Annotated in this window: 13 protein-coding genes; all 13 read right to left on the reverse strand. The window is 45.1% G+C overall.

Going from position 1 to position 12,573, the window contains the following annotated elements; genetic code table 11:
• Positions 1-16: 16 nt before the first annotated feature.
• On the reverse strand, positions 17-928 hold the full coding sequence (locus B1748_RS13105) for an ABC transporter permease (protein WP_087568371.1): 912 nt from the start codon (positions 926-928) through the stop codon (positions 17-19).
• 38 nt (positions 929-966) lie between these two features.
• Complete coding sequence (locus B1748_RS13110) at positions 967-2,022, reverse strand: oxidoreductase (RefSeq protein WP_087568372.1); 1,056 nt, start codon at positions 2,020-2,022, stop codon at positions 967-969.
• Positions 2,023-2,049: 27 nt separating this feature from the next.
• The gene (locus tag B1748_RS13115; RefSeq protein WP_218781628.1) at positions 2,050-3,294 is read right to left on the reverse strand and encodes a Gfo/Idh/MocA family protein; all 1,245 of its coding nucleotides are present in this window, start codon (positions 3,292-3,294) and stop codon (positions 2,050-2,052) included.
• Positions 3,269-5,731, reverse strand: coding sequence for a GH116 family glycosyl-hydrolase (locus B1748_RS13120; RefSeq protein WP_087568374.1), 2,463 nt, complete (start codon positions 5,729-5,731; stop codon positions 3,269-3,271). The genes B1748_RS13115 and B1748_RS13120 overlap by 26 nt, the downstream gene beginning before the upstream one ends.
• Before the next feature lie 290 nt (positions 5,732-6,021).
• Complete coding sequence (locus tag B1748_RS13125) at positions 6,022-7,020, reverse strand: DUF1835 domain-containing protein (RefSeq protein ID WP_087568375.1); 999 nt, start codon at positions 7,018-7,020, stop codon at positions 6,022-6,024.
• Positions 7,021-7,109: 89 nt separating this feature from the next.
• Positions 7,110-8,474, reverse strand: coding sequence for a TQXA domain-containing protein (locus B1748_RS13130; protein WP_087568376.1), 1,365 nt, complete (start codon positions 8,472-8,474; stop codon positions 7,110-7,112).
• 238 nt (positions 8,475-8,712) lie between these two features.
• On the reverse strand, positions 8,713-9,171 hold the full coding sequence (locus B1748_RS13135; protein ID WP_087568377.1) for an SRPBCC family protein: 459 nt from the start codon (positions 9,169-9,171) through the stop codon (positions 8,713-8,715).
• Between the two features lie 31 nt (positions 9,172-9,202).
• Positions 9,203-9,610, reverse strand: coding sequence for a DUF6855 family protein (locus B1748_RS13140; protein ID WP_087568378.1), 408 nt, complete (start codon positions 9,608-9,610; stop codon positions 9,203-9,205).
• Positions 9,611-9,684: 74 nt separating this feature from the next.
• Entirely contained in the window at positions 9,685-10,170 is a 486-nt protein-coding gene (locus tag B1748_RS13145; protein ID WP_087568379.1) for a nucleoside deaminase, read from the reverse strand.
• Between the two features lie 232 nt (positions 10,171-10,402).
• Complete coding sequence (locus tag B1748_RS13150; protein ID WP_087568380.1) at positions 10,403-11,092, reverse strand: phosphoribosylaminoimidazolesuccinocarboxamide synthase; 690 nt, start codon at positions 11,090-11,092, stop codon at positions 10,403-10,405.
• 109 nt (positions 11,093-11,201) lie between these two features.
• On the reverse strand, positions 11,202-11,660 hold the full coding sequence (locus tag B1748_RS13155) for a VOC family protein (RefSeq protein WP_087568381.1): 459 nt from the start codon (positions 11,658-11,660) through the stop codon (positions 11,202-11,204).
• A gap of 100 nt (positions 11,661-11,760) precedes the next feature.
• Positions 11,761-12,045 carry an ATP-binding protein gene (locus tag B1748_RS13160; RefSeq protein ID WP_087568382.1) on the reverse strand — a complete coding sequence of 95 codons (285 nt, stop codon included), beginning with the start codon at positions 12,043-12,045 and terminating at the stop codon, positions 11,761-11,763.
• Positions 12,039-12,482, reverse strand: coding sequence for an SMI1/KNR4 family protein (locus B1748_RS13165; protein ID WP_087568504.1), 444 nt, complete (start codon positions 12,480-12,482; stop codon positions 12,039-12,041). The genes B1748_RS13160 and B1748_RS13165 overlap by 7 nt, the downstream gene beginning before the upstream one ends.
• Positions 12,483-12,573: the final 91 nt, after the last annotated feature.

The raw sequence follows: 12,573 nt of genomic DNA on the forward strand, positions 1-12,573 counted from the left end.
CACTCTCACCCTTTCGCTAAAACAATGCGGAATCTTTATCTACTTTTCGAATGATCCAGTTAAATAATATAATCGCCACGACGCCCATGATGGACTGATACAGGGCAACGGATGATGACATTCCGAAATCGCCAAGCTGTCTAAGCGCGCGATACGAGAAAGTATCGATTACATCCGTTGTAGAAAACAGTGCCGCGTTATCACCAATGATGCCGTAGATCATCGCGAAGTCTCCATAAAAAATACGACCGACTGCAAGCAGCGCCAACACGATAATCGTTGGACGGATTAATGGCAAAGTGATATGACGGATTTGCTGAAAACGAGTTGCGCCGTCTATCCGAGCACTTTCATAATAATCACTGGAAATGCCCGTTATGGAAGCTAAGAAAATAATCGAATAGTACCCTGCCATTTTCCATACATAAACGATCGTCAATATAGATGGCCAGAAATTTGCGTTATTGTACCAGCCTACGGCATCCATGCCCAATGATTTGAGCATTTGGTTGATCATGCCGTCTGTCGTGTTTAACAGAGCGTAAACCATTAAGCTGACTACCATCCATGATATAAAATACGGCATAAAAATAATGGATTGAGCAAATCGTTTTACTATAGCGAGTCGAATCTCATTCAACAGTATGGCCATCACGACAGCAAGACCCAAACCAAAAATAATAAATAAGGAATTTAGAAAAATCGTGTTCCATGTCACTTCAAGCCATTGACCCGAAGAAAAGAAAAACTCGAAGTTTTTAAAGCCTATCCAAGGGCTGTTCCAGAATCCGATTGTTGCATTAAACTTTTTGAAAGCGATCAAATGACCAAACATAGGTATATAAGCAAAGATGACCAGAAACAGTAATCCAGGCAATGCTAAAGTATAAAGACTTCGATTGCGATATATTTCTTTAAAAAATCCCATGCCGCACCTCCTTTAAGTTGCCAAGTTCGTGCCCTAGTTTACAGATTGACCGCTATCGTCTTGCCGCTCTCGCTGCTTTCTTGCGCCAATTCAATTAAACGAACGGCTGCCTGTGCATCCTCAGGCTTTACGATCAGCTCAGCCCCATGGACGATGTGATCATACACGTTTTGATAATATTGCTCGTAGCTGCCCGCCATTGTTTCGATACGGCCGATGAAATGCTGCCCTGCAAATGTCAGATCCAAAGCTCCAAAGCGATCGGGCTTATCTTTACCCCAATCTGCCCACGCAGGCGTTAATCCTTGCAGTAACGCTTCTTCCTGCGGATCTTCTCCATACTTTACAAAGGAGCCCTTTGTGCCATGCAGCGTATAGCGCGGCCCTTTTTCCCGGCGCAGCAGCGAGGCTTCCAGCGTTACGCGCGGTCCGTTTTCATACGTCAATACGATGTCAAAGAAATCGTCTGTTTCAGCGTGCTCGCGTTGTTTGCGAATATCTGCATGGATATGGCTCGGCATTCCAAATAAATATAGGGCTTGATCAATAAAATGAATGGCGAGATCATATAAAATACCTGCGCCGGGAGCGCTGCTTTCCCTCCACGCGGATACATCGACTTTTGGCATATAACGATCCCAACTAAAGCGGACATCGGTCAAGCGGCCAAGCAGGCCTTGACCATGTAATTCTCTAATCGTTTTAAAGTCGCCATCAAACCGCCGATTATGAAAAACAGACAACATCTTTTTTTGCTCTCTGGCCAAGGCAATTAATGAACGGGCTTCCGAAGATCGAACCGTAAACGGTTTTTCGACAATAACATGTTTGCCGGCTAGCAGTGCATCGCGCGTAAACGTGTAATGATCCGTACTTGGCGTTGCAATGATAATCAGATCGATCGATTGATCTTGAAACAAATCATTTGCGCTTCTCACCACTTCCACCCCAGGGTAGCGTTCTTTGGCGCTATCCAGCTTCTGCTGTACGACTTTGGCAAGCTCCATGCCCGGAATCGAGGTGATCAGCGGTGCGTGAAAATTTTTGCCCGCATAACCATAGCCAATTAAACCAACCTTTAGTTTCCTTTGCATATTTGCTCCTTCATAGATAGAAACTGATTATTGCGCCGCTTCGATGGCTTGAACAATCATTTGGAATAACCGCAAATCATCGATGGCATCTTCCGCTGTCGTATTTAACGGCTTGCCTTCTTTGACAGCTTCGTAAAAATGTAAAATTTCGCAAGTATACGGATCTGTATAAGTGGGACGGATAACCGATTCCGTATAGCTGGTGCCTTCCGATTGTTCGATTTTCAATGTTGTCGGCAAGTGGCGAATGTAACCCGAGTCATACTGGACATGAACGGTTTTCTGATCGCCAAATATTTCGATCGCAGCATCAAATCTAATATGATGATCAAAGCCTACCTCATAGACGACATGAAACCCTTCGTATTCGAACAGGACATTCATAAAATTCCGCTCGCTCCACTTCGTAGCGGCAACGACGCGTTTTGGCATGCCAAGCATTTCGCGCATAGCGGAGAAATCATGACTGCATAATCCGGCCATCCAGCGATATGTGTTCGAGTATAACTCGGCGCTATCGCCAATCGCTTTGTAAACCTGCTCCTTGCCTCTTGCTTCTTTTTGGGCAGCCAGCTCGGCAGGGATATCGGAAAAACGGAATACATTTTGCGTTTGTTTAATGAAATAATGGTTGTAGCCAATAATGTCTCTAAAGCGCGCGTAGTTAATATGCTTCATCTGCTTCACTTCTTCGAGCGCTTGTCTAAATGCCGGAGCGTAGCGGCGCATATAGCCAACCATCACTTTTTTGCCGGATGCCTTTTCCGCGGCCATAATCCGTTCGGCATCCTCCATATTGAGAGCCATTGGCTTCTCGACAAAAGCATGTTTGCCGTTTTCTAGAGCCGCAATAACGTTATCCGCGTGATACTCGTCGCTATTTAAAACAAACACTGCCTCTATATCAGGATCAGCAACCAAGTCTGCTGAAGTAAGATAACGTTTGTCTACATGATATTGCCGTCCAATCGCCTGGACTAATTGTGGAGACACATCGCATATCGCGGTAATTTCAAATTGGTCTCGTAAGGAGGAAAGAATCGGCAAGTGAGCAATTTGAGCAATTTCTCCTAACCCGATAATTCCAAGCTTCAATTTCCCTGTCACGCTCTCACCCCTTCTATTGTTGCCGGCATCTTGAGAATAGCATCGTTCCATTGGTACAAATAGTTCGCAATTTGCAGCTTTGGTTCTGTTTGTGCAGGATACAAAGGTTCTAATTACGAGGTTCTCGATTTTTAGAGTCCTAATCGACTTTCTTTTGTGCTCCATTAACGGACACATCGCTAATTTCGCCATACAAAACATCGATCGACCAATCTTTTTCACCTGTCGCGGTATTTATCGTTTGATTGTAAACTCCCCACGCTGTACCCGTGCTCCAAAAGCAGCTGAACTGTTCTTCATTTATTCGGGGAGCAAAAGATAGCGTACGATTGACCATGTCGAAAGAATAACCGCTAAGCGAGGTCAAAAGCGCCCAGCTTGCCATCGATCTGGCATAATGATGTCCGCATTCCACTTCATTCCATGGATTTCGTTTATATCCGTCATGGCGGTCGCGAACTGCTTTTACAAGTGAAAGTCCTTCTTGCACAAAACCTTCGTAAATCAGATGTGCGGCAACCTGGTATTCGATGCCTGTCCATACTTCATCCGCATACACGAACGGCAGCTTCGGTCTGCCGCCATTTGGCCAGGAGCAAAGCAGCAGCCCGCTCTCATCGTTTAGCGCAAAGGTGCGTTGAACATTGTGATGTTCCGACAAGGTGGAACGGAAGTTATATTTGAATATCGATTGAATGGCTTTTTTAACATGATCCTCCGGCAAAATATAACCGAGTCCCGCCACATGGGCCATCCATTGACCGAGTAATTGATCGGACAGGCAGCCCGTGCCGTATTGGTAACGGTACTCGTCGATATCGTCTAACTGCTGTACGTAATATTCGCCGCCCCACAGCAGCTCGTCCATTTTATGGCTGCCTTTTTCGAAGGCGGATTTATAGCGTTCGGCCCGCCCGTCATCCCTCAAATATTGCGCCATTTCCATCCCGGCCTTTAAAGCAGCGTAAAACATCGAGTTGGAATGCGAATTCGGACCATGGAACTCGATATCATAAGTATTGTGCTGCTCGCTATCGAGTACAAAATCGCCGTCGGAATCCCAATAACGAAAAGCAAAATCTAAAGCAAGACTCGCTTTTCCCCACACTTCGTGTAAAAAAGCATCATCCCCGCTTAGCTTCCATTCTCGGTACAAACGGACAATCGTCCCCAACTGGCCATCAGTAGCGGGAATCATATCCCATTTATCACCGCCCAGCACTTGATTGGTACGGAATGCCATACTGCCTTGCTCATCCGTTTCAAGCAGAAACTCGACCCGGCGCATGGAACGTTCCAGATCAGGGAATAAGAAGGCCAGCGTATGCGCATAATTCCACACATGCGTACAGGAGCCCTCACAGCTTCCGCCTTGATCAAGACCGCCTTCCCAGCCGAGGAAGGTTCCGTTAAAAATGCGAAAGCAAGTTGTACTGCGAAGCACGGTTATGTTGCTCGATAGAGCTTCAAGTACATAACCAGGCAATGTGCTGCCGAACAACGCCCGATGAAAATTACGCGAATGCTGCTCTAAACGTGGAAGGTTGTTTAATAGATAAGTTCCTGCATCCCAAGCATTAGCAAATAAATGGATGTAATAGTTTTTTTCGATTTCACGTCTGCCGTCATCTTTAAACGTATTGCCGCCTTCCCACCACTTTGGGCGGTTAGGAAAATGCCAGGCAATAGCAAATTCAAACGTATAGCATTCGCCTGCTTCCAATGTTCGCTTTATACCAAGCGAGCCGATGCGCAGCTTTGATTTATTCATCAGACGGCCTCTTTGCCCATGCGCTTCCGAACGGAACTGCAATAAACCATCCTCGCAAAAATCATCCCAAAAATCATGAATACCATCAGACCAAAATCCATCCAGCCATGCTTCTTTTACAGTCACTTGCTCCATAGGAGTCGATGTCATAATCGCCATCGAGCCATAAGTTCTATGATCTTCGTTTAGCCCAGGCGCGTCATAGTACAGTCCGCTTACGTTTTCCCCCTGCCGAAATTGATTTCTTACTTGCTCCGCAAGCTTTACGTTTGCATGTTTGTCCATTTGCTCCAATCCAACGACATTTGCTAACGAACCTGCAATCGTGACATCGACAGGGTTATTTGCGCGATTGGTTAGCTTGTAACGGATCATAGCGGCCGGTATGCCGGAGTCATCTGCATTTAACGGAATAAAAGGGGTAAATGCCTCCATTTGCACTTGTACCGGCAACGCATCATCCAGGAGATCCACTGTAACAAAGGGATATTCTCCTTTCATCTCCGATGCTGCAAAGCGCGGCAGTCCGGCCAGCTCGCTTGTATGAAAGCCGCAAGCATAGGAAAAAGCACCTTCCAGCTGCGATTCTAATACTTTGGCAATGGGTGGTTGTCCATCTTGTTGTGTTCGGATTGCAAAAAAGGTGTAGGGCAGTTTATTGCCTTTCCCTTGCTTATTAAATATTTCCCAATCGCATAATTGGCCGCGAGAACCGACTGATAGATTGCCCGTGCCTATGCCGCCAAGTAAAAATTTAGCTTCGGTCGCTCCTCCGGAAAAGGTGCGCTGCGAGGCTTGCGCCAGCAGCTCCTGCTCTGAGTATGGATACATCCATTTAGCCTCCTTGTGCCCTTGTTCTTGCGGTTGATGCACAAAGAATAGCACCTCAGCCGCAAGATAAGTAGTTCTCATCCTGCAACTGGGGTGCTTTATGGCGGCTTATTGAGGTTCTTAATTTGAGGTTCTCGTTTTTGAATGTAAGGTGCAGCAGTTCCCGAAATAAATAGCCCTCCTAACAGCCTTCTCATTTCGATGGCTGCTGGAGAGCTATTTTTACAACTTATATTTTCCTATTCCGTTACATTCTGACTACCATACTGTCGGTAACGCAAGTTATTCCCTTATTCCGTATAAACTAACTGCTTTCTGTCAGAGTCCCAGCGCCATGTTAAATCGTCATGTAGCCGTAGACCGCCATACCACTCATTTATTCCCTTCATCTCTACCCAGTCCTTTACCCCCGCGGCTACTGCCATCCCTGCCCCGGTTAATGCTACTTCGCATTTTTCAAAGGATGCGGTTGTTTTTTTGCGATAATCAGGAAATGTATGAGGGCCCCGTATCTCCAAAAGCGCATGCGGCCGTTCCGACATACAACGCAGTCGATACCAAAATTCCAAATCACCCATACCTAGCACGCTTAAACGGTTCCCGATTTCTTTAAATAGCTCGTGAGGGGTATTCACCCCATGCCGGATCAACTCCAAAGTTGTTTGCTCTACGATTCCCAGTCCATTCTTGGCGGAAGGCAGGCGGGATACGTGCAGTTCAAGTGCCGCGTGGGCGAAAGGCAGTGCCGATGTATCTTGATGCAAAATTTCAACATGCCGTTCTACATCCGGAGAAGTGTATGCCTCCCAGATCCTGCTGCCCGTCTCAAGCTCCTTCTGTCCGATCCTCTGCCACGTACCAGCTAATGTTTCCAACTGCTTTGCTGAAAGCTGGCCCAATCCTCGAAACAAATCAATACCCGGATAGTCGCCAATACACAATAGATTTAGTTTTGTATGTCCTAGCGTCTGCTTTGAAAACCAATGCAACAAATAGCTTAACATGAGCTGATCAAACAAATCATGTTCGAACCATAATACGATCTCGTTGTATTTGTGGAAGTTCTGCAAAATCTGTTCTTGCGACTTATAATGGGTCACGTAGTCATCTGCCGAAATACCCAACGTTCTCTCCAGATATTCCACTCTTGGCGACTTCTGATGGGGTTCGTCCATTTCAACGAAGACCGGACCTACCGGATACACTTCTCTCCAGACCAGGATATCTCCGCGGATATTTCCCGCCCTTAACTTATCGCCGACAATATCTCCGTTTACGATATGGAGCATCGACAAACCTCCTTCGTAAAGACTCAGTACACCTTTTGAAAATAGTATACATTAAATCGGAGCTACCCATCGGATCATTTATTCAACCTCTACCCACGCTCTCTTCTTCTTAATAACCACAAAGCGACGACAATAAATACCGCTCCTACAACATAAAATACAACTTTACTTGCCTCACCTGTTTTTGGAAGGACGTTTATTTCTACAGTTTTGATTGTCGGTTCAAATGGCGTTGGCGTTGGCGCTGGCTCTTCTACCGGTTCCGGTTCTTCTGTTGGCGTTGGTGTTGGCTCTTCTGCCGGTTCCGGTTCTTCTGTTGGCGTTGGCGTTGGCTCTTCTGCCAGTTCTGGTTTTTCTGTTGGTGTTGGCGTTGGCGTTGACGTTGACGTTGATGTTGGTGTTGGCGTTGGTGTTGATGTTGGTGCTGGCGTTGGTGGCACGGGAATATTAAATTTCAATAGCACATTTCTTTGCACATCCAATACAGTGGCTGCGACCGCGCCTAAATCTTGAATATCATCGACATATCCCACTGACGAAGTGATGAACACATCGTTGACAGATTGCCCCATCATAAATTGGAGACCAATATCTACATCCAAAGCCGTATCATCATAATCGCCTTTAGCGATTGTAATCGTGATCGTCCTACTGTCAAGACTTGAATTGTTGTATGTTGATTCAACTACAGTCGCATTTGGATATCTAGCCTCCGTAGCGCTATCAAGCTGGACTGATGGTAATATGACCGTTCCATCATCGTTCTTTTCCGTTGCTTTATAGGATGCCGATACAACAAGATTATCATTTTCATCAAAAGATAATTGCCGATCAAATACATCTACATCCGCTTCTGTATAGGTTGGCCCTATAGGATCTAAGCTGATGTAGTAATTAAACAAATCCTCTCCCGCTGGTGTTGGCGGATAATGCTGTCCACGCCAGTTATCCAAATCCGCTCCATTCGTGTAATGCCAAATGGCAAATTGCGTAGCCCAAAGCGCCATGTCTTCGTCCAAACCTGTAATACCAGTGGCCGCTTGCAAATCTGCAACGCTTTTCGTCGGAAAACCATTGAGCAGAATCGCTCTTAGCGCATCCCCATCAATCGCCCTTCCATTAATGGAGTAGTTGTTAATATCTTTAAGCGGTGAGAAAAATTCTTCACCGGCACGATAACCGTGAAGATCATTCGTAAGTGGATACGCTCTCGACCTATCAAAGCAATAAGCTAAAATACCAGCAGGAAGACCTGCTCCGTTCGGCCTTCGTTCATAAACTCCGTTATTATATTCAGCTAAAACAATGATAGGGTACATACGCACATCAGGAAACCATTGCTCTACGACTTCAAACTTCTCGACAACTGCAGGAGCTGCTTGGATAAATTGAAATGAAGTTGAACCTAGCAGAATAATTAGAAATATGGTTAGTTTCACTTTTAGCTTATTCATTGCACATCTCCCCTTCTCACTTTTGACTTTTAATATCTAACATCTATCCTCCTAATCATCGCTGATATTCTAGAAACACCTCTCGGAGATGTTCCCTTTCCTACCGATATCGGTCTTTACTGTCATTTATTGAATATTTTTATCGAATACGATTAACAATCAATGAAACTCAAAGAAACCACTCCTGAAAAAGAGTGGTTTCTTTGCATTATCTAGTTAAGACTTCCAAACTGCCGGCTTACAATTCCCGGGCTTCCGATTCGGCGACCGTCTTTACTTTCTCCAGAAATTTAACAACGACCTTTTCGTTTGCAAAAATCATAAATAACTTAATGAACCACTTCAAAGCTTTATTCGTTGCCGTATATCTAAACCTTGTTTTTTGATGATCTAATCTAAATAGCTCGTAGTAAGCTGTAATCTCAAAATAGTTTGCTAACGTAAAACCGATTTTCACTTTCTTTTCATTCGGAGTATTCAAATATTCCAACGTGTGGACATCATACTCTTCCGTTCGTTTGCCTTCTTTGTACTTTTGACGGTAAATGCTCCCGACAAACTCTTCTGTAATCTTGACCGGTTTATTTTCAACCACTTGCGGCATAATCTTCTGCATTTGTTCTAATGAACCGTCAAAGTATGACCATACTTGTTCTATCGGTGCATCGATCTCAATTTCACTAGTCCATTGTTTCATCTATACACCCCCTGTTAGGATTCAATTTGAATTACTTAGCTCTCATACGGTTATTCCGTGGATGATGTTCGACTTCTGCAAGACCTAGCTCCTCCATTAATGGCGGGATATACATCCCGAAACGCCCTCGAAACCCCTTCTTTAATCCATACCATCCGCCTACTGGGTTTTCCGGCGAGCGCCCCCATGCTTCAACAGTGCCATCCTTTGCAGGCTTCTGCTCATCTGCACTGCCAAGCTCCACCCAATCACCATGCTGCTTTAACATTGCATGTAGATCAGCGATACAGCGGTAATCATAATGCAAGACCGTCTTCCCTACCGTACAGACCAAAATCTCCTTGCCGTTCTTTTCATCCTTATACATTTCATATTCCGATGTCTGTGGCGGTGTTTTCAGCTTCCAAGGATATTCTTTTGTCCCATTTACGTCAGACATAGTTAGTAACCTCCGATTTTCCAATCACTCGAATTTACACTATTAACTCTGGAATAAAGGCTTTCGTGATAGGTTTAACGGCGGTTCCTTGCGTAAAACTGACTATGGAGTTGACGAACTTGCTCCGCTAATTCAGGAACAGGTCCATCTATTGGAGTATCTCGAATGACATCCTGAATGGGAAGATTTCGAACGCGCGATGGAGCTACCCCCATTTCACTCAACCATTGTACCAGTTGTTCGGACGAACATACATAAACGATACGACCTAAACCAACCCAACCGTGAGCCGCCGCACACATAGGGCAATGTTCGCCAGAGGTATATACGGTCGCCTTGCTTCTTTCTTCAGGTGTCAGGTTAGCGGCTGCCCATCGCGCCAAAGCAAATTCCGGGTGTTGGGTATGGTCGCCGCTTGCAACGTGGTTATGATCTTCTGCAAGCACTTCTCCCTCAGCTGAAACAAGGACTGAACCAAATGGCTCATCGCCTTTCTCCAGCGAAATTGCTGCCAATTCAATGGAACGTCGCAGGTGCTTTAAATCCAAATCGCTTATCATAACTGAATCCTCCTCGTCCTTCGAAGATTAATCTTTTAATGTCGCATTTATATAACAACTATAACATTTTTAACTACCCTGATGTTGAGCGCTCCCGTACGAGAATGCGGTCCGCATGCCGAATCCCTCAACAACAAAACCTACTCAAAAAACCGTTCGTTCCAGAAACATTCTGGAAGAAGAACGACTTCTAAGTAGGTCGCTTACGATGAATTATTTTTATGCGATCGGTTTATTCGCCCGCCAGCATGAGCTTCTCCAGCTCAAGCGGTTCAACGTACACTCCGTCCTTGAATGCTCTCATGTTTCCGCCGGATATTTCATCAATAAGAACAACTTGCCCGTCCTTTTTCAATCGGCCGAATTCCAACTTGATATCATACAGCTCGATGCCCTTCAAGCTTAGCTCGTCCTTTACGACTTGACTGATTTGCTTCGTCAGTTTTTCCAGCGCCTCGTACTCTTCGGCTGACAAAATACGCAGCATTTCAAGAGCAGACTTGCTGATCGGAGGATCCTGACGCGCATCATCCTTTAACGTCACTTCCACAAATGCATCCAGTGTTTGCCCTTCTTGCGCATACAGGCCGTAACGACGTAGAAAACTGCCTACCGCGCGATAGCGACATATGACCTCAAGTCCTTGGCCGAACACGGAGGCGGGAGCTACGGTCATCGTTGCTCTCTCGATATCCGCATCGATGTAATGCGTCGGAATGTTCGCTGCATTTAATTTCTCGAAAAAGAACTTCGTTAAGCGGAGTCCTGCCCGCCCGGCACCTTCCATGACTAACCCTACTGTATTGGCGCCAGGATCGAATACACCGTTCTCCCCTGTTACATCATCCTTAAACTTCAACAGATAATCCCCGTTTTCCAGCTCATATACATCTTTTGTTTTCCCTGTGTACAACCGATTCACAATATGTATCCCCCTTCTGCAACAGTTAGATCCAGTAAATATTTTATATTATAGCATAACCGCTGATAGGTTAATTTCATTTTGGCTCCAAACCCGGTCATTCGGCTAATTAATTCGGATAACCAAACCACAACTTGATAAAATTCCCATCCGGGTCGGAAACATCAAAGGATTTTCCGCATCCGCCACTATCTTTAATCGGGCTCGTCCTTATACCCGCTTCAACTAATCTGCTATGGCATTTTTCAATGTCCTCGCTAATTTCCAGTATGAGAACATGATTAGGTCTTCCTTTATGATTAAAAGCTAATCGTTCTTCTCCATCAGTTTGTACAAGCATGATTTCAACGCCTGATGCAGGATAGATAAATACCTCTGTGTTGTCTGTTTCAATAGGAAGACGATTTTTAGTGGTGTTAAGATAGAAACCCAATTGAAACACATAGAAGTCGACTGCACGTTGCATATTTGTAACTGGCACTTCGATACAAGCAACTGATTTTACTGTTGCTTCTTCTTTCACGCTTGGCAGCAACTTCTCATGTTTATTGATTACTTGGTCACCCATAATCCATCACACCACCTATTGGAAATTTAATCCACATAATTAGTTTACTTCAGAAATATCAATCTGTATATGCGGTTACCCGATTTTCATATCGCTTCTTTTAACTTCGCTTCCACTCGCATCTCATCTCCAAGTAGCCGTCATGGAGCTCCGCAGTCAATCGTCCGTTCTTCTTTAGCATGAGATTATAGGCAATGGATATGCCCAAGCCGGTTCTTCGACTAGTTCTTGTCTGATCCGCTGTATAAAAGCGATCAAAAAGCCTGTCTATGTCTTGCTCGCACAAGTTGTCTGCTTCATTCTTGAAGATGAGCACAATATTCCCCTCGTCCTCCGTTAAGCTAATCGCTACCTTGCCTGTCGCATGCCGGAGCACATTCACCATTCATAAAAATTTTCCTCGATCAGCTCCTCAAATGAATCCACTAATAACTTGATCTCCCCGGTATCGTGATAACAGATGAAAACCTTTCCTGCCTGATCGATGATGATCGGATCGCCGGACCCATCCATGGAAATGACATAACTGGTTCGTAAAACTTCGGCAATGGGAAGCTCCTTAAATTGCTCTCGGAAATCCAGCGTCAAATCGACAACCGTTTCATTTCCGAGACTAGAGCCATTAGAGAAGGCATGTACCGCTAGACCTGCATATGCTCCCCCAAACGTTCTGATAAAGTGTACGTAGTCCTCGTGAAAGTTGACTTCCAACCGCTGCTGGGCCTTAACAATCTCCTCTTGGCTCGCCGGAATGCCTACTAGCGTGCGATTATTTTCCCGATGAAGAAAAGCCATTAATCTCTTCATTAACACATCATTCATGAGAAAATCCCCTCCGCTCCCCATACTATTAGTTGCTCCTCTAATCATTGTTACCACATTTCGGCGAAATGCTCCAGCAATTGTTGACTGC

The sequence above is a fragment of the Paenibacillus sp. MY03 genome, from assembly GCF_002165585.1.
GTDB lineage: Bacteria > Bacillota > Bacilli > Paenibacillales > Paenibacillaceae > Pristimantibacillus > Pristimantibacillus agaridevorans.

Excerpts from the sequence above, each read along its gene's own strand:
- B1748_RS13105 (WP_087568371.1), bottom strand. The coding sequence starts at position 928 with ATGGGATTTTTTAAAGAAATATATCGCAATCGAAGTCTTTATACTTTA.
- B1748_RS13110 (WP_087568372.1), bottom strand. The coding sequence starts at position 2,022 with ATGCAAAGGAAACTAAAGGTTGGTTTAATTGGCTATGGTTATGCGGGC.
- B1748_RS13115 (WP_218781628.1), bottom strand. The coding sequence starts at position 3,294 with ATGGAGCACAAAAGAAAGTCGATTAGGACTCTAAAAATCGAGAACCTC.
- B1748_RS13120 (WP_087568374.1), bottom strand. The coding sequence starts at position 5,731 with ATGTATCCATACTCAGAGCAGGAGCTGCTGGCGCAAGCCTCGCAGCGC.
- B1748_RS13125 (WP_087568375.1), bottom strand. The coding sequence starts at position 7,020 with ATGCTCCATATCGTAAACGGAGATATTGTCGGCGATAAGTTAAGGGCG.
- B1748_RS13130 (WP_087568376.1), bottom strand. The coding sequence starts at position 8,474 with ATGAATAAGCTAAAAGTGAAACTAACCATATTTCTAATTATTCTGCTA.
- B1748_RS13135 (WP_087568377.1), bottom strand. The coding sequence starts at position 9,171 with ATGAAACAATGGACTAGTGAAATTGAGATCGATGCACCGATAGAACAA.
- B1748_RS13140 (WP_087568378.1), bottom strand. The coding sequence starts at position 9,610 with ATGTCTGACGTAAATGGGACAAAAGAATATCCTTGGAAGCTGAAAACA.
- B1748_RS13145 (WP_087568379.1), bottom strand. The coding sequence starts at position 10,170 with ATGATAAGCGATTTGGATTTAAAGCACCTGCGACGTTCCATTGAATTG.
- B1748_RS13155 (WP_087568381.1), bottom strand. The coding sequence starts at position 11,660 with ATGGGTGACCAAGTAATCAATAAACATGAGAAGTTGCTGCCAAGCGTG.
- B1748_RS13160 (WP_087568382.1), bottom strand. The coding sequence starts at position 12,045 with ATGGTGAATGTGCTCCGGCATGCGACAGGCAAGGTAGCGATTAGCTTA.
- B1748_RS13165 (WP_087568504.1), bottom strand. The coding sequence starts at position 12,482 with ATGAATGATGTGTTAATGAAGAGATTAATGGCTTTTCTTCATCGGGAA.